Below are 18,081 nucleotides of genomic sequence, written 5' to 3'. Positions count from 1 at the left end.
ATTTCCTCTTTTACAGACGTGTTCTTGGGTTATAGGTCCGGCGCACGGTGGGGCGTTCGGGATAGCCTCCGGCGTCGGTTTCAGAATCGATCAACCGTCCAGCGCCCGATCGGGCATCGGCGATGATACGGGCGTCGATGGGGTCGCGGGCCCAGGGACGGGCGCCGCAATTCTTATAGACATCTGCTTCGGTGGCAGCGGCAGGCAGGACTTTCAAAGCCTCAGGCCACAGGACTTCACGCGGCATGGCGCGGATGAAGGCCTGGTGTTTATACGTCCCGCCTTCGTCATAGCCGTCGGCACGCGCCTGATAGTAACCGATGACGGCACCGGCCGAACCATCAGCATAGGTGACGATATTGTCGGCGGCGTGCAGATCGAGATCGCCCGAACCGCCAAAAGTCAGCATGGCCAGGCCTTTGCGTGTATTCCGGCCGCCGCGCATGACGTTGCCCCTCAGGATCATCCGGCCGGTGACGGTCTCACGCTCAGTCCACTGATCTGCCACCAGCGTATATTGCGCGCAGGTGTGGCCGGGATTGACGAAGACATTGTTGATGACGGCAGCCTGGCCACCGCCCTTGACCAGCGGATGGCGCTCATTGTTGTGCGCATAGAGATTGCCGTGGATCAGCACACCGGTGACATTGTCGTGGACCAGCGAGCCCATCGAATGCGGTCCCTTGGCGTGGCTGGCGTCCCTGAGGGATTGCGCGATCAGGTTGTTGGAGAAGGTGATGCGGTGCGATGTATTGCGCCGCCATTCGGCCAGATCCGTGCCTTCAAAACGCGGTCCGGAGGCCGACAGGGCCTCGTCGACCGCCCAGGTCAGGCTGCAATGGTCGATGATGACGTCATGCGCTTTCCAGGTTGTCAGGCCGTCGGGCTCGAAGCCGCTCTTTTTCGCCATGCCGGCCGTGCCGGGACGTATAGCCAGATGACGGCCGATGACGTCGTGCGTAGCGACCTGCACACCGCCACGGATGATCGTAATCCCAGGACCAGGCGCGGTTTCGCCGGCGATGGTGACAAAAGGCTCGCTGATCTTAAGCGTAGTCTTGGCCAGATCAATGATCCCCCCGATCTCGAAGACGATCGTGCGCGGCCCCGGCTGCTCCAGTGCCGCCTTCAGCGATCCGTCGCCGTCAGCGGCGAGGCTGGTGACAGGGACGATGCGGCCGCCATGGCCGCCCCGGGTGCGCGTGTAAAGATCGGGAGCGGCGGAAAATGCCGGCAAGCCAGCGATACCGCCGAATGCGGCAGCACTGAAAAGGACGGTACGGCGGCAAAACGAGCGGGTCATAATCAGCGGATACTAAAAGAATTCATATAAAAAGAGCGAGTCAGGAGGGATCTCCTGACTCGCCAAGACAGGCACCTGAAACGGGGAGTCGAAGGTACCGTAGAGGGAGAAGGTGACCGGAACCGCTGGGAGAAAACGGTTCCGGTTATTACAAAACTAGTATTTGTAGCGAACACCCAGGGTGATGACGCGGCCGGTCGAGCCGTACTGCGTCACAACCGGCACATTGTAAGCGTAGCGGTTCGTCGTCTGGTTGGTCATGTTGAGACCTTCCAGCGAAATAGACAGCTGCTTGGTCGGCGAATAGGTCATCGAGAAGTCGACGTTGAGCGTCTCTTCCGAACCACCGAATTCGTTCATCAGCGGGCCGTCGCACGGCGTGCCGTTGGCTTGCAGACCCGGATCGCAGGCACCCGACGCAATCGGGTAGGTGGTGTAGTAACCGGCGCGCTGGGCGGCCGAAACACGGGCGCTGAACTTTTCGGTCTCATAGTAGACCGTCAGGTTGATCGAGTCCGGCGAAGCGTTCAGCCACGGACCGGTGCCATAAACCGGCGCCTTGGTCACAACGCCCGTCGTCGGATTCACCACACCCGGATCGAGGATGTAGTTCAGCTCTGAGTCAATGTGCGTCATGTTGAACTGAATACCGGTATTCTTGAAGTACCAGGGCAGGAAGGTAAAGTCCTGCTGGTAGCTGAATTCCCAGCCCTGCAGAGAACCGCCAGGCGCATCGCGGTATTGGCGAGCCTGCATATCGTAGTCGTTATCGATATAGTTCAGCTGATCCTGATCGGTGAATTGCTGCCGCAAGGTGGCGATGGCCGAAGGATCAAGGAAGGTCGACAAAGGTGCCGAATAAAGGACCGTCTGAGGATAGGACTCAATGTCCTTCTTGAAGGCCGCCAGCGACAACAGGCCGTTTTTGGCGAAATACCATTCAGCACTGATATCGTAGGCGGTGGCCCGGAACGGCTGAAGCTTCGGATTGCCGACGGTCAATGTGCCGCCGATAACTTCGCCCAAGGACGGGATGGTGATGGCCGAAATGGCCGGCGACAGGTTGACCAGTTGCGGACGTGCCATGACCTTGGATGCGCCTAAGCGAATCATGAAATCGTCAGCCACTTCCCAGGCCAGGTTGAAAGACGGCAGGGTGTCGTCGTACTGGTTTGTGCCATAGATCGGCGCGCCGGAATTCGTTTCGCCTTGCGACTCGACGGTCGTCTTCACCTGACGGACACCGAAATTGCCGAACATGTTGCGGCCAAAGACGTCGTAGTTGAAATTGAGCTGGCCGTAGATACCTTCGGTTTTTTCCGCAACCGTGAAGCTGGCCTGGCGGTTGCGCTTACGGGTAATGGTGAAGTCGCCGTACTTGTTGACACAGTTACAGTCGAAGCCAAACGTCTCCGAGAAGGCCTCGATGGAAGGCGCGAAGAACGATGTCGGCGTGCCGGCCGGGACTTCAAGGCCCTGACCAAATTCAAATACCTTACCCAGCGAAGCCGCCGTGACACCCGCTTCCTTTTCAGTTGGGTTCAAGGTGTCCGTGTTGCGCTCGTACTGATTGGTCGAGAAGCCGAATTCGCGCGCTACGGCGCCGAATTTGAACGTCAGGTGCTCGTTCCAGTCCCAGGTGAAGTCGGCCTTCATGCCGCTATAGGTGTTCTCGGTGTCGCGGATATAGTTGCGCATACCGGAGAAGCCCTTGACGATGCCCCAACGCGATGCATCCGCAATATTCCAGCCGGGATTAAATACCGGCATATTGCCGCCTTCGCGCTCGTCGTAGGTAAAGGTTTCCGGCGTGTCCATAGAGTTGAACTCTACCAGCAGGCCCTGATAGTGGTTAAACGACTTCGACGACCCGACGGTGAAGTCGCCGCGGAAGCTATCGGTGAAGCTGTGCGTCAGATTGACCGAAGCCTGGCTGAACTCGGTCGTGTACTGGCCACGGTCGGCGGCCGAGCGCCAGTCGACGTTACGCAGTTGCAGGTAGTCCGCGTTGCCATCTGTGACGTGCGCGGCGAGGACATCGGTGGCCGGGCGACCAATCAACTTGTCGCGGAAGCCGATGCCGTCAGGGCTTGAGACATAACCGACCGACTTCGGGTTGTTATAGTAATCGTACGTATCAAGATTGTACGGATTTACGGAGAAGATATTGGTACCGAGCACAGCCGCAGCACCATTGGACCCCGTAGTGAAGGCCGGCGTCGTGCCGTAGAGGCTGGCACCACAGTCAACCGCCGGGAGGAAGTTGGTTTCACCCTGCGCTGTACACAGGCTGGGATAGAGGCCGCGCTTGTTGGCAATCGTGGTTGAAGCCGTAGCGGTGTTGTAGGTCGCGTTGGTATTGTTGCGGTTCAGACCGACCGACGACACCTGATTGATGGTCGACTTGTTTTCCAGCTTCGAATAGAGGCCATCGATGGTCAGGCGGGTGCGCGGGGCCAACTGGACCTGGAAGGAAGTCGTGATGCCCAGACGCTTGGTTTCGAGATCCTGCTGCTCGATCGAACCGAGCGCAGGGAATTTCACCAGTGAGTTGTTACAGCCACCTGTCGTCGCTGTCGGCGCCGGAGTAGCCGGAGGCGGACAGCTTGGGTTCATTATGGCATAGGCGGCCGGGTCCGACCCGGTCTGGGCGGCGACGACCGCCGGATTGGTGATGAGGGTGCCAAAGGTCGTTCCTGCCGGCGCCGAGAAGCCGGCGCGGCCCGGGATTTCGTTGCCTGCCCAGGTCGAGCCGCGATAGGTATAGTCGAAAGACGCCGCGCCACGGCGGTACTGGTCGTTCTCGGACGTCTTTTCCGAGTAGGCGATCGAGCCCAGGAAACCGAGCTTGCCATCGGCCCAGCGACGCGAGAACAGGCCGGTGATGCGTGGGCTGATCGTGCCGCCATTGCTGTTGTGCGCGGCCTGGATGGAGAAGGCGCTGGCGCCGTTCTTATAGTCGAATGGACGGCCAGTTTGCAGGTCGACGGTCGCACCCAGAGAGCCTTCGTCGGTTTCGGCCGAAGCGGTCTTGCGGACCTTCAGCGAGTTGAAAAGTTCCGAAGCGAAGGTGTTGAAGTCGAAGGCGCGCGAACGGTTTGGTGTCGAGCCCGCGTCATTGGCGCCGCCGGTCGACAGGGCTTCGAGATTGTTGATGCGCACGCGGGTGAAGTCACCACCCAGGCCGCGTACCGAGATCTGACGGCCTTCGCCGTTGTCGCGGTCGATCGAGATGCCCGGAATACGCTGCAGCGATTCCGCCAGGTTGGCGTCCGGGAAATCGGCGATGTCTTCGGCCGTGATGGCGTCCATCATGACATCGGCCTTGCGCTTGGTATTCAGCGAGGTCTGAAGCGAGGCGCGGTAGCCGGTCACGACAACCACTTCGTCGTCCTTGGCGGCCGCAGGCGCGTCCTGGGCCTGCGCCCCCTGAACCATTGCGGCCATCGAGATGCCCGCCAATAGCATTCCCCGCATGGTTACGCCGCGAATTTTATTCGTCTTCATGTGTACTTCCCTGTTTGCCTAAGAAGCGTTTACCGCCCCGAACCTGTTGCCGGACGCCACGTGATTTTGAGGCCCGATTTTTTGGACACCGGTGTCAATATGCGGACCACAACCACAACACACCAATGATCTCCAATGCTATCGACAAATACTCACAAAGTTCAATAGGGAATATAAGCGCAATTATTGCTACCATTGCAAAACAAAATTCATGTTGTTTATTTGCAACATAGATGTTATTGAAGTACAGATACCGCAATACATTCCACTTTTATTTAAAAGTGGATGCATATAAATTTTAGATAATAAAATTGCGACTGATCTACAGCCGTTTTCCTGGGGTAATAACTTGGCGCATCCTGCTTCTTTCCGCACCGTTTAGGGTGTCTTGTCAGTTGCGGAGCAGGTTTGTGCACGAGGCACAAACCTGCTCCGTCTATGAAGACGAACAGCCCGGAGCCTGCGGACAGGATTTTTGAATTTTTTTGAACCCTGAAGGATCAGTACGTGTAGCGCACCCCGAGATAAAACTTCCGGCCGCTCAAGCGATAATCACCGACCAGATGCCGGTCGCTATGATCCCAGGTTACATTGGCCTGGTTGGTGAGGTTCAGTCCCTCGAAGGTCAGAACCAGGCCAGTCTTCAGTTTATAGCTGAACGCACAGTCCCAGTAGGTGGCAGCGTCAACGCCGCTGGCGTCGGCATTATAAAGCCCCGGGACCGCCGTCAGGTAGCTGTCGCGGTAATTGGTCGATAGCCGCGCCTGGACCGGACCCTTGTCGTAATAGATCGAGGCATTGTACGAATTGCGCGACAGATGCGTCAGGTCGGCCTCGACCACCGCGGAACCGGCAGCTGTCGTCGTCTGGTATTTTACACGGCTTTTGACGTAGGTGTAGTTGAACAGGACTCCCAGGCCGGACCAGCGGCCGGGCAGGAAGCGCAGAGGTTTCTGGTAGTTGAGCTCGATGCCGGTCAACGGACCACCCGGCGTGTTGACGACGCTCGAAATCGAAAACTCATCCGCCGGCGTCGTATCTGTCCCGTCGAGCAGATCGGCCGGCAGACCCGTAGTCGAATAGGGCGCAATCCGTGTCACGTTCTGGATATAGGTCGATATGTCCTTGTAAAAGACACCCAGTGCCACGAACTCCCCCTGCGCCGGGTACCATTCATAGGACAGATCGTAGCTGGTGCCGCGAAACGGCTGCAGGTTCGGATTGCCGGTCGTTACGAAACGCCCGGCGCCGCGCACGGCCACATTCGTCGCCGCCGCCAGGCTGGACAGAGGCGGACGCGCCATGACCTTGGCCGCACTGAAGCGGACCACGGTCTGTGGATCCGGCTCCAGCGCCATGTTCAGTGACGGCAGGATGTCGTCATAGTGCCGGTCCGCCGTCGTCAGGACGTAGCTGACCTCCTCGGAAGCATCGGTCAGGTTGGTGTAGAAGGTCGATTGCTGACGCGTCCGCACCGCGCGCACGCCGACATTGCCGTGCCAAGGCATACTGAACAGCTGCCGGCGAAAATTCACCTGGGCAAACAACGACAGGTCGTTTTCGGTCACCGCCATGTTTGAGCCGCGTGCCGTGACATTGGTGGTCGAGAGAGCGGTGCGGCCTCTGTTGGCGAACAGGTCGTATTCCTCGACAAAGGCATCGAGATCGGGCTCAAGCCAGCAACGGGCCGTCGCCGCCGGCGGGGCTATGACATCAAGACCACAGAAGGTTTGAGTCAATTCGGACATGCTGCGCGATGGCGCCGGGAAATTCGCCTGCCCCTGGTCGAAGAGGTAGACGATGCTTTGAAAACTGTAGCGCTTGGCTTCGACACCCGCCGTCAGATTGGCCTGGTCGGACAGATTGTAGGTCGCCTTCACCCGCGCCGTGTCATAGCCATAGCGCGTATAGTTGGGACGAAAGCGGATTTCAGGGCTGGCGCTGCCCGAGCCCCCGGGAATTGTGACGCGCGGGCCGAAATACCAATTGTTGGGGGCGGTGAGGTCGAAATTATAGCTGATGACTGGATTATCCTGCCCGGTTTGGCGGATGTCGTAGGAATAGCCATCAACATTGTAGCGGTCGATCTGGGAAAAGAGTTCTTTGTCGTTATCGAAGCGGGACGTTGAGCCGGCAATAATGCCTTCGACGGTCAGACGCGGCGTGACCTGGTGCCGAACCGATACTGAAGCCTGGCGAAAGGTGGTTGAAAAGTCCTCAAACACCTGCTCCGAGCGGACATCGACATTGTCGAACACGCCATAGGTTAAGGTATTATTGTCATCCAGTTCGACCCGGCGCGGCACGATCTCGGGCTTGCCGCCCTGGGACGCGGCCCGGCTGAAGCCGATTGCCTCAAGGAAGTGGTCGTGGCGCACAGTCCGAAAGCGTGAATACAGCCAGTCGGCAGTGACCAGCGTCCTGTCGGACGCCCGCCATTGCGCGCTGCCGGTCAGGCTTAAGCGGGTCTGGTCGCCGATCAGGTGGGTATAGCGGTAAAACTGTGGATGGTAGACGGTCTGCTGGTTGGCCTGATCATAGGCCGCCAATGATGCCGCCAGATCCCCGGCCGGTACATCGCATATGCCGCCCGTCGCCGTCGTCGGCTTGCAGAAGCCGCCATTGGCCGTACCCTGGTTCCAGTTGCCGCTGTTGACACCCTGGATTTCCAGCGGCGTTGCGGCATAGGCCATCGCCACCAGAACCCCGAAGCGATCGCCGGCAAATGAATCGCTGAACATCGCAGTGGCGCGGGTACCGACCCTTTGGTTCATATCGTTATAGCTGGCCTGGACGGCCATGGCGCGCTTAGGTCCCTTACGATCGAAAGGCCGCGGCGTGGCCAGGCTGACCGTGGCGCCCAGTGAGCCTTCGGGCAGGTCCGCCCGCGACGTCTTCTGGACATCGACGCGATTGAAAATCTCCGAAGGAAAGACATTGAAATCGAAACCGCGCCCGCGATTTGTGCCCTGGCTCAAGCCATCGGTTGCTGCCTGGGCTTCGACCCCGTTGATTTCGACGCGGGTGAAATCGGCGCCCAACCCACGCACCGAGACTGACCGCCCTTCGCCCTGATCGCGGCTGATGGCGACGCCCGACACGCGCTGTATGGCCTCGGCCATGTTGTTATCGGGAAACTTGGCCATGTCTTCGGCCACGATGGTGTCGGTGATCCCGCCCGAACTGCGCTTCAGCCGGATCGCCATCTCAAGGCTGCCACGGTAACCAGTGACGACGACAACAGGCGCATCGGCCACAGGCGGGTCCAATGGCTCGGCTGGCCTTGCCGCCACGATGCGCGGCAAGGGCCGGGACGTGGTCCGAACGACCGCCCTGACGATATAGGTCCCGCCTGACTGACTGTAGGTCAGACCGGTGCCGGCCAGAAGACGTTGCAGGGCCTCATTGACCGAAAGCGTACCGCGAACAGCCGGCGCTCTAAGACTGGCAACGGCTTCGGGTGAAAAGACGATATTGGCTTGTCCGGCCTGTGCAACCTTCAGGAGCGATTCCGACAGCGGCCCTGGGGGTATATTAAAGGCAAGACGCGTCTGCGCGCAGGCAGGGGCAGCCACCATCATGGCCGAGGCCACGGCAATGCTTCCGCCGAAGAGCTGCGCGCGAAACTTCATTATCCTGCCCGATATGGCAGGCGCTGTTCTTGTTATGACGCCCGCCCCATAAGACGGCCCCACATCAAACCGACACGTATTTGTCCGTTTATTGATGCGAAAACCCTCACCGACAGCTATGACACAGCGGTGTCCGGACAGAAAGCGGTTAGAAGATTAGCGCGTCAATTCGATCGTGCCTGCGCCTCTGCGGACACGCACGCCGTTCAGTTCCGCTACGGCTGTGGCAAAATCCGCCGGCCGGTTGATCTTGAACAGGCCCGACACACGGGTCCGCGCCACGACGGGGTCTGTGACGGAGATCTTCACCGGCCCATAGCGGTTCAGCTCATTGGCGGCTTCCAGGATGGTGGTGTCCTTGAAGACAACCTCGCCCTGGCGCCATGCCACCATGGCCGACACCGATGGCCGGTCGACCAGCAGGTTGCCGGCGCCATCGACGGTGGCGCGTTCACCGGGCGCCAGGATGACCTGAGGCCGGAAGTCCGACCCGCCATCGGCTGACGCCACGCGGTTGCTGAGTTCGACCTTGCCCCGGACCAGGGTGACCCACAGATGATTAGGCTCGCGCCGCACGACAAAGGACGTACCCAGCGCCTTGACCTGCTCCTGGCCTGCCAGGACAGTGAAGGGCCGCTGCGGATTGTGCGCAACATCGAACATGGCCTCGCCGCGCACCAGTTCCAGGTGACGGCGGTCATTATGATAGGTGACCAGCACCTTGCTGTCGGTATTGAGCGCCAGTTGCGACCCATCCTTGAGCGTCGCGACATGCTGCTGGCCGACGCCGGTCTCATAGATCTCGGTCCGGGCCGACAACAGGTACGCGCCACCGAACACGACCGCCGCAGCGGCGATAGCGGCGGCGATCCCGATCATAAAGCCACGGCGTTGCGGCCGGGCTCCGCGGCGCGGCACATCATTGGCGGGCTGACGCTGAATAGCGGCGGCGCCCGGCAGGATTTCCCACACGTCGGTAATCTGCTGGAATGCAGTCTCGTGCGCCGGGTCAGCCTTCAGCCAGGTCTGGAATGCCGCATCGGTGTGCGCCGTGCGGTCGTCGTCCTGAAGCCGGAACAGCCAGGCGGCCGCTTCGGCGTCGATCTCGTCGCGCCGTGTCGTCTCAGGGCTCACCATCCATCCATCCACTTCTTCAATTCCAGGGTCGCCCGGATAATCTGCTTTTGCACGGCGGCAGGCGTCATGCCCTCGGCCAGCGCAATCTCTTCAAAACTCGTCCCATCCAGCCTTCGGGTGAGCAGCATGCGCCGCGTACGCGGATGTAAACGGTCCAGCCCTTCCGCCGCCCGGCGCAGTTTTGCCCTAGCCTGCATGGCCTCCTCGGCGGAGGGCGCATCGTCAGGCACCGGCATGAAATCCGACGCCATGTCGACAAACGGCGCAGCTTTACGCCGCCGCGCCTTGTCACGCGAGAGGTTGACAGCCGTTGTTACCAGCATCGCTTCGCGCGAATTGACAACTTCTCTTTGCTCGTAAGCCTGCACGCGCAGAAACGCTTCCTGAATGAGATCGTCGGCATCCTGGGTCAGAACGCCCTTCCTAAGGATAGCGCGCCGGGCCTTCTCAAGCATGTCTTGCAGACTAGGCATTTGGCAAACTACGCATGTGGTCCGTCGACTGTCCCTAGAACCAAGACGAATTTCAAGGCTGCAGCGGACACAGTTGAAAATTTTATTTCTGAAACTCCGCCCGCCTGATGCCCGACTGTATCGGCCAGGCCAACCGGGGCATCGGCAGGCAGCACGTTAACCGGCATCGATACAGTGTCCGAGAACGGATTAAATATGTTTAATCCTGCGCCGGCGCAAAACAGTGCCTAAGCGCTTACAGTCCGCTACCGGCAAGCGTTTTGCGTATGTACACGGCGATGCACACCCGAGCCGCCATCATGTTTCCATCACGAAAAAATCCTGTGGCGTGACGCGAACCAGCCGGGTTTTGCCTGTATCAAATCCACGTGGCGTATCCGGATGCGCCGCATTTCGTCCGGTCGTGGGTGCGGACCGTCTCCCTCGCACCCGTTCTCGCAATTCACACGCTTTGCAGTGAAGGGCGATCTGTCTCAACTCATGGCCCCCTGCCACAATGGATCGGCAGGGGGCTCTTTTTGGTAAGGGGAACCTGCAATTGCGCGGCTTGGCACCTTGGCGATTATCCCATAGATTAGCGCCATGAACGTGCTCTCTCGCCTTCAGTTGGAAAGCGGCATTCGCCTCGCCGACCTGCCGGCGATGCGGTTGGGGAAGCTGACGGTCAAACCCAGCACGCTCGAGGTCTCCGGACCCGACGGCACCATCGCCCTGGAACCGCGCTGCATGAAGGTTCTGGTGGTCTTCCACGAACATATTGGCCGCACGGTCAGCCGCGATCTCCTGATCGACCGGTGCTGGGACGGGCGGATCGTCACTGATGGCGCGCTCAATCGCTGCGTTGCCCAGATAAGACGCGCCCTGGCCGCCGATCCCGACATCGCCATCGATACCATTCCGCGCGTCGGCTATTGCCTGAAGGCACCGGCCGAAGTCACGCCACCTGCTACGACACAGCCGGAAACCGTCCGGGCCACACCACCGCCTGGCAACGGCCTTACCGGCAAACCTAATCTTCTAGTCGCCGTGGCGGCAGCCGCGCTGGCTGTGATCGTCGCCGGCGGCACCTACCTGTCGCTGCGACCATCGAACTGGCAGGGGGCAGAGGTCCGTCCCCTGACCTCCGAACCCGGCGTCGAAAGCTTCCCTGCCATGGCGCCGGATGGCCGCCGTCTGGCTTACGCCAAGCCCGGCCGCGACGGCGCGTGGGACCTCTATATCAAGTCGGTGGATGGCTCGGGTGTGCGCGCCCTCACCCAGTCCCCGGCAAACGAATGGTGGCCGAGCTGGCGCGACGACGGCGAGGCGCTGGCATTCGTCAGGGTGGACACCACCCGCTGCGACATCGTCACCCTGGACCTGATCACCATGGCTGAAACAGTGGTGACGCCGTGCGATTCCGGCCGCGTCGGCCGGGTGTCGTGGGCCGGCCACTCCAGCCTTGTCTATTCCGACGCGGCGCGCAATGCCGACCAGCGGCGAATCTATCAGTTCAGTCTCGACACGCGGGAAAAGACGGCGCTGACGACACCGCCAGCGAGATCGCACGGCGACATGGACCCGATCGTATCGCCCGACGGCAAGCGGGTCCTGTTCCGCCGCACCACCTCATGGGGCGTCGATGACCTGATGATCGGCGATCTGCGCGCGCGGGGCGGACGGAACCCGGATAGCCTGGCAAACATCCGTCCCCTGACGAACGACGGCTGGAAAGCGCACGGCGTCGCGTGGTCATCCGACGGCCGCGATATCTTCTATACTTCGAACCGTGGCGGCGACTGGGGCCTGTGGTCGGTTCCCACCAGCGGCGGTCAGCCGCGCCGCATCAGCCTCGGCACCGCCGCCATTACCAAGATCGGCAGTGCCGGGACCAATCGTCTGGCGGCAGAAATCTATCAACCGCGCAGCGACTTGAGCTGGCTGGACGGAAATCAACCTAAAACCGCCATCACTGCAGACACCTGGTCGCCTGCTATCGGGCCGCTCGGCCAGGTTGCCTTCGTCTCGTATGAATCGGGCAGCGCCGAACTGTGGCTGCTCGAAAAAAGCCGTACGCGGCAACTGACTCATTTGGCCTCAAGCTATCTGCATGAGCCCAACTGGGCGCGATCGGGCGACAAGATCATCTTTGTCGCCATCGTCGAACGCACGCCACAGATTTTCGCCATCGCAACAGATGGCCGGCCTCCGGAGCAACTGACGCATGATGCCGGCGACAAGGCCGACCCCGTCTACCTGACGGGGACCGACCGGCTTCTCTATCTCGGCCGCTCGGCTACCGGCTGGCAAATCATGGAGTTGTCCGCAAATAGGCCTGGCCGCCCTCAAACACAGCTCGGCGACCAGTGGGAAAGCCTGGCAACCGGACAGAGCCAGGCAGTCGGATTGAAAATCGGCGATCCTTACTTCTACCGGCTTGACTCGAGCGATGGCGCGGTCCTGGCGGTAAAAACGGCTGTGCGACGTCCCCCGGGTGCTTATGCCGTCATCGCCGCCGGAATCGTTCAGGTGTCTGGCGGCCGCATTGTCCAGGTCAATTGGGACGGCAGCGAGCATGAGATCGCGCGCCTGCCTGCGGGACAGCCAGCGCCCGCAGAAATCGACGTCGACGGACGCACCGGCCGCATCATTATGATTGACCGGTCTGGCAACGAGGCGAACATTGCCCTTATGACCCTGCGCCGCCAGTAACAGTCTAAAACGCTGTATTAAAAGCCAACCGCCAGGTCCGTGACCAGATGGGCGCCAGCGCCGACGATGGCGTGGCGTAATAGCCTTTCTGATCGAACGCATTGACGACCTGGAACCGGCCGGTGACGGGACGATCGGCGATCCGGAAATCGTAGCGCGCCCCCAGGGTCAGGAAGGTCACGCCCGGCACTTCGGTGCGGCTGGCCGGCGTCATCCGCCGTCGCCCTTCGAACAGAAGCTGGCCATCGACGCTCCAGCCATTGTCGAACTGGTGCTCCACATTGACCGTAGTATTGGTATAGGACACGCCCGGCGGGACGTTCAAAGACTGGCCGCTCTCGACCAGTTGGCCCGACAGGCGCGGCCTGAGCAGGACCGCCCCAAGCACGACATTGGTCGCCGGTGTTATGCGCCCCGACAGCGACACTTCGTAGCCCGAGTGACGAACATCGCCGACCAGGTCGTAACGGCCGTCGCTTCTTAGGCCCGCGAATGGTTTGGTGATATCGAACCAGGCGGCAATCAGGGTCACGTTCGGGCGCAAAACATACGACGCCCCGGCTTCCCATTGTCTGGCCTCAACCGGTGGCAAGACCTCGCCGCGATTGACCGCCGAGGCCGGGGCGACACCGCTTTCTTCCAGTCCCGTGACGTAGCTGGTGAAGACGCGCAAGCGCGGACTGACCCGCACTACGGCCGAGGCATTGTAGAGACGGTTGTCCTGCGACTTCTGCTGCGATTGTAGGGCGGCCGGCTGACGTGTCGTCTTGTCGTACTGCGACTGGTGCGCGCCCAGACGCAGATCCAGCCGGTCAGCCCAGGCCAGGTTGTATGTCAGGCTGAGCATCGTCTGATCGACAACGTCACTACCGATATCGGCGCTTGCGGGCAGGACGGGATCGGGGCCGTCGGCGGGCCGTTCGCGGATATTGAACTGTCCACCATCAAAGGCCGTCATCTCCACGAGATCCGTTTCGGAGCGCCGGGCACGCACGGCTACGCTGACTTCATGGCGAAGCGCTCCGGTGACCAGGCGCCGCGTCAGCTTGACTTCGGCAGCGGTCGCGTAACTGTCCTGCGGCGGCCCGTAATAGGTCGTGCGCGCGGCATTGCCGTCGCCATCGACAAGCAGGACGGCGACGTCGGTCCGTTCACCACCGAAGCCCGACCAGGTCAGCGATGCCCATACCTGCCAGTCGCCGAAATCTCCGTCGTAAAGCACGCCGGCATTGGTGTCGCGATAGGTCGCCCGCGACCAGCCGGGCGCGAAGGTCGTCGTACGCGGCAGCGGCGGCGGTTCGCGGTCACCCGACGGAATGACAATGAAATTGCCGTCGTAATCGCGCGTCTGCCAGGCGCCGAACAGACGGATATGCGAGCGGCTGTCCGGCCGCCAGGAAATAACCGACCCTGCGTCGTAGACTGCGCCGGCCTGGCCGGTGGAGGAATTGTTGAAAGGCTCGGCGATCAGCGTACCAACCATGGCCAGCCGGCCGTCACCGCTGACCAGGGTGGCTTCGGCCTCGGTGTGGACAGTGGCGAAATCGCGGAAGCCGGCATTGACCTTCACACCATTTTTGCTGCCTGGCTCACGCAAGCGGTAGACAACGACACCCGATGGCGACGGCAGGGACAGGCCAGCGGCCGACGCCCCGACCTTGACGCTCAGGCCGCCCATGATCGACTCCGACAGACCTGTAGCGCGGACAAAGTAATGATCATCGATGCGATAGGCCGCGCTCTGTTGCAGATCGAAGCCGCGCACCTGAGCTTCATTATAGAGGCCGACACGATCGACGCCTATCTGCTCGCCGAAGGCATCGGCGGCCTGGCGGGTCACCGTTTCGGGCTTGGTGGCGCCATCCTGAGCCAGAGCGGGCGAAGACAAAAGGGCCAGGACGCTTGCGGTCACACACAAGCGAAAGGACAGGGTACGGAACATCGGCAATCTCCTGCTAAAGCTGCAGTGAGAATTGCCGGAGACGGCCGAGGCGGCGCGCTCGTTTGCGTAAGGTTTCGGCGATGATTTGACGATGCGGACGCGCTTTTTCGGCGATGACGCCCGGTTACTTGCGCGCGGTGACCAGACCCGAAGACTTGACGCTGGCGTGAGTCACGCCTGCGAGACGCGCCGTCGCCATCTGGCGCAGAGTGTCGAACCCATGGATCATGCAGGCGCCGGTAGCCGATTTCGCCGCCGTACTGAGGTGCGACAGATAGATTTCGAGCGCACTATCGTCGCGCCTTTGGCCGTCATAGTCGACGGCGGCACCGGCCAGGCCGCAGCCCTTCAAGGCGTTGATGGCCTTGGTGTCGGCGCCGGCATGGCCGACGACCGTCATGCAATAGGGTTTCAGCATGCCGGCGATTTCCATGACACGGCCGGTCGGCACGCCGTTGAGGTGACGGACCTCATAAAGTACCTTCAGCCCCATCTCCTGAGCGGCATGGCTGACAGCCGTGGTAATACGCGTCCGCGCCCGCGCGCTCGAAAAGGTCGAAAAGGCGGCGGGCACGATCATGACCAGCTTGCGCTGCTCCGGCGACCGCATCAGCAGCACCTTCAGCCCCTGTTCGATACTGGCGATGTCGACCTGTTCGCGATCCCCCCAGTCGAGTGAGGCGATCGCGCGTGCATCGAGCGAAAGATTGCCAACGGCATCGGTCACGACTGGCTCCAGGCGATGGCCGATCATCGTAAGCTTCTTCATCTCGAATACCGGTTCGGCCGAACTGGCGATGCGCAGGTTCCGGCCGGCGATCGTAATCAGGGTTCCGCCTGCTCCGCTCGGCCGCTTGATCGCCGTGCCGGTGCCGACAGCGTAAGGTCCGGAAGAAGCGGCGTCGTCCGCGCCGGATGCCAAAGGCTTCGCCGCCTCTCGAAACGGACGCGCTTCGGTGCGGTCAAAGTACTTGGTCAGGTCGATGGGGATGATGCGCAGGCGGTTGACATCGTCGGCAATGGCTTCGAACAGGGCCGGTCGCTCTTTCGAGACGTCGCCGATAAAGAACTGACCGGCCGTGTACCACAACTCGGCGGCGCTTAATGCGCCCTTGTGTTCGCCCAGCGTCAGAATGACCGCCAGGAAGCTTTGATCATCGAGGCGGATACACCAGTCGGGTTCCGGAAACTTGCGTTCAAACGCCGTCTTCAGGTGATCGAATATCAGATCGCGCTTGCTGTCCCACCTGTCGCCCATCCGTTCGGCGAACAGGTCGACACGCAGCAGGTAGGCTCGCCCCATTGCGTCCGCATGGGTTTCCCGCAGTCTTTCGATGATCGTGACGGCGTCGTCCCGCTCTAGCGTCAGGATCTGCCGTCCGTTCTGATCCGCCGTCACACCCGCAAGAGCGGTGTCGCCAGGCAATTCAACAGACATTGCTGCCCTCCACGGTCCCAGCATGACCGCTTATAGTTGAGTGATCATTAATTTGACATATGCGTCGTAAATCAGTTGCGCGCGTCGGTAAATGAAACGCCCTCTTAACCCGATGACGGCCATACTGCCGTGCGTTAGCTATAATGAGGACTGGCATGACGACCAAGGTGCTGCTCGGCGACCTGAGCAACGGCTCCTACCTGAAGCTGGCTGTGGCCGATGCCGGGCATCGTCCGACGGCGACCGGAATCTATGCCTGCGGCAGCGTCGAGGACTTCGAGGACGCTGTCTCAAGCTTCCTGTCCGACAACGGCCAGCCTCATATTTCGGGCGCGGCCTTCTCGACCTCCGGCTGGGAAGTGGATGGCCAGCTCGATCTTGTCCATTACGGCTTTAGCCTGCACCGCCGCCAGATCGCCGATCTGCTGGGCGTCCAGCGCCTGAGCGTCGTCAACGACTTCGTCGCCAAGGCCCTGGCCGTGCCGGTACTGGAGGACGATGAACGCGTCCACGTCTGCGGCCTGGACCGGCAACCCGAACACGTTGTCGGCATCGTCGGTCCGACCTCGGGCCTCGGTGGCGCCTTCCTGTCACCGGACGGGCGCGGCGGCTGGAGCGTGACGCACTGTGAAGGTGGCCATTCGGACTTTGCACCGCGCACCGAACAGGAAATCGAAATCCTGAAACTGCTGATGAAAAAATACGACCATGTGTCGTGCGAACGCGGCGTATCATCGGTTGGCCTGGTCGAGCTGTGGGACTGCCTGTGTCTCATGGGCGGTGATGAGGTCAACAGCCCCCTGCCCGAGGAAATCCTGGCCCTGGCCTACAGCAAGGATGCCCGCGCCCTGGAAGCTGTCCGCATACAGACGGAACTTTTCGCCAGCGTGGCATCGAACTTCGCGCTGACCATGGGTGCGCGCGGCGGCATCTATCTGGCCGGCAGCTACCTGACCTTGCTCGACACCCTGTTCGACCACGACGTTTTCGCACGCCGCTTCTACGACAAGGGCCGCGTCTCGAGCTATGTGAAAGACATTCCCGTCTATCGCATCACCGCTACCGAGCCGGAAATCTTAGGCCTGAGCACGATCTTCGGCTAAGCATCCAAATTTTTATGCCGCGCTTTTTTGGAGAGCGCTTATGCCGCGCTACTCAGTACCATTTCGGCGACGTCCAGCAGGTCCTGCGCCTCGAAGGGCTTCTTGATCTGGGCATCGACCCCGAACTTGCGTGTGGCGTTGAGCGCATCCTGGTCGCTGACCTTGTCTTCCAGCCCGCCCGACATCGAGATCAGTCCGACCCGGGGCCACGTCGTCTTGATCATTCGCATGCCCTTCAGTCCCCCCATTCCAGGCATGAAGACGTCACACAGGACCAGATCGACGTGGGCGATGTCGACGTCTGAAAACGCCTCTTCCATCGATCCCGCCTGCGATACGCGATATCCGCCACTCTCCAGCGTCCGGGTGGCGATCATGCGTATCGTGCGGCTATCATCGATGACCAGCACGTGCTTGCGCACGCTGCCGGCCTCGACGTCTTGAGACAGAGATTGGAGGATGTTGGCGAGCAGCGCATCGGTGAACGGCTTGCGCAACACGTGTTCCGCACCAGTCTTGCGGGCGCTGCGCAGGGTATCGTCGATCGCTTCGTGGCGGCTGCCCGCCGTCATTAGAACGATAGGGGCGTTCGGCGCCAGCTTGCGGAAGCGTTCAATGTGCAGCAAGGTGTTGTGCTGGTTGACGAAAACGTCCAGGAACAGGGCATGGACCTGCATCTGGGTCAGGGCTTCGGATGCCTCGCGGACCTCGGAAAAGTGTTGGGTCGACCAACCGTGTGCCTCGATCATCCGGGCGATGATCAGGGCCTGGGTCGTACTGTCTTCCAGAATGAGGGCGGTTTTTTCCATAAGCGTTTTCCCGGTAAGCTATTACATCTTCGCGGACAGCCATGAA

General features: G+C 60.9%; 10 protein-coding genes. 2 read left to right on the top strand and 8 right to left on the bottom strand.

What is annotated here, in order from left to right:
- Nucleotides 1-10 precede the first annotated feature (10 nt).
- The 5 genes from AC1DON_RS06080 to AC1DON_RS06060 all read right to left on the bottom strand — a co-directional run bounded on the left by AC1DON_RS06080 (nucleotide 11) and on the right by AC1DON_RS06060 (nucleotide 10,034).
- On the bottom strand, nucleotides 11-1,303 hold the full coding sequence (locus AC1DON_RS06080; protein ID WP_476933861.1) for a pectate lyase family protein: 1,293 nt from the start codon (nucleotides 1,301-1,303) through the stop codon (nucleotides 11-13).
- 156 nt (nucleotides 1,304-1,459) lie between these two features.
- Complete coding sequence (locus tag AC1DON_RS06075) at nucleotides 1,460-4,810, bottom strand: TonB-dependent receptor domain-containing protein (RefSeq protein ID WP_476933860.1); 3,351 nt, start codon at nucleotides 4,808-4,810, stop codon at nucleotides 1,460-1,462.
- Nucleotides 4,811-5,310: 500 nt separating this feature from the next.
- Nucleotides 5,311-8,442: a TonB-dependent receptor gene (locus AC1DON_RS06070; RefSeq protein ID WP_476933859.1), complete on the bottom strand. Its 3,132-nt coding sequence runs from the start codon at nucleotides 8,440-8,442 to the stop codon at nucleotides 5,311-5,313.
- Nucleotides 8,443-8,598: 156 nt separating this feature from the next.
- Nucleotides 8,599-9,579 carry a FecR family protein gene (locus AC1DON_RS06065; RefSeq protein ID WP_476933858.1) on the bottom strand — a complete coding sequence of 327 codons (981 nt, stop codon included), beginning with the start codon at nucleotides 9,577-9,579 and terminating at the stop codon, nucleotides 8,599-8,601.
- On the bottom strand, nucleotides 9,573-10,034 hold the full coding sequence (locus AC1DON_RS06060; RefSeq protein WP_476933857.1) for an RNA polymerase sigma factor: 462 nt from the start codon (nucleotides 10,032-10,034) through the stop codon (nucleotides 9,573-9,575). Before AC1DON_RS06060 ends, AC1DON_RS06065 begins: the two co-directional genes overlap by 7 nt.
- A gap of 600 nt (nucleotides 10,035-10,634) precedes the next feature.
- Here AC1DON_RS06060 and AC1DON_RS06055 point away from each other — a divergent pair.
- On the top strand, nucleotides 10,635-12,743 hold the full coding sequence (locus AC1DON_RS06055; RefSeq protein ID WP_476933856.1) for a winged helix-turn-helix domain-containing protein: 2,109 nt from the start codon (nucleotides 10,635-10,637) through the stop codon (nucleotides 12,741-12,743).
- A gap of 4 nt (nucleotides 12,744-12,747) precedes the next feature.
- On the opposite strand, the gene AC1DON_RS06050 is transcribed toward AC1DON_RS06055, so the two are convergent.
- Nucleotides 12,748-14,685, bottom strand: coding sequence for a TonB-dependent receptor (locus tag AC1DON_RS06050; RefSeq protein WP_476933855.1), 1,938 nt, complete (start codon nucleotides 14,683-14,685; stop codon nucleotides 12,748-12,750).
- Between the two features lie 124 nt (nucleotides 14,686-14,809).
- Nucleotides 14,810-16,123, bottom strand: a complete 1,314-nt coding sequence (locus tag AC1DON_RS06045) for a hypothetical protein (protein WP_476933854.1) — start codon at nucleotides 16,121-16,123, stop codon at nucleotides 14,810-14,812.
- Nucleotides 16,124-16,278: 155 nt separating this feature from the next.
- Here AC1DON_RS06045 and AC1DON_RS06040 point away from each other — a divergent pair, with 155 nt between their 5' ends.
- Nucleotides 16,279-17,226, top strand: a complete 948-nt coding sequence (locus tag AC1DON_RS06040; protein WP_476933853.1) for a glucokinase — start codon at nucleotides 16,279-16,281, stop codon at nucleotides 17,224-17,226.
- 38 nt (nucleotides 17,227-17,264) lie between these two features.
- Here AC1DON_RS06040 and AC1DON_RS06035 read toward each other — a convergent pair whose 3' ends face one another.
- Nucleotides 17,265-18,035, bottom strand: coding sequence for a response regulator (locus AC1DON_RS06035; protein WP_476933852.1), 771 nt, complete (start codon nucleotides 18,033-18,035; stop codon nucleotides 17,265-17,267).
- Nucleotides 18,036-18,081: the final 46 nt, after the last annotated feature.

This window comes from Asticcacaulis sp. P4_H10, assembly GCF_056400965.1.
The sequence above is the reverse complement of the archived record's forward strand: the minus strand, read 5'-3'. Positions and strand labels throughout refer to the sequence as shown.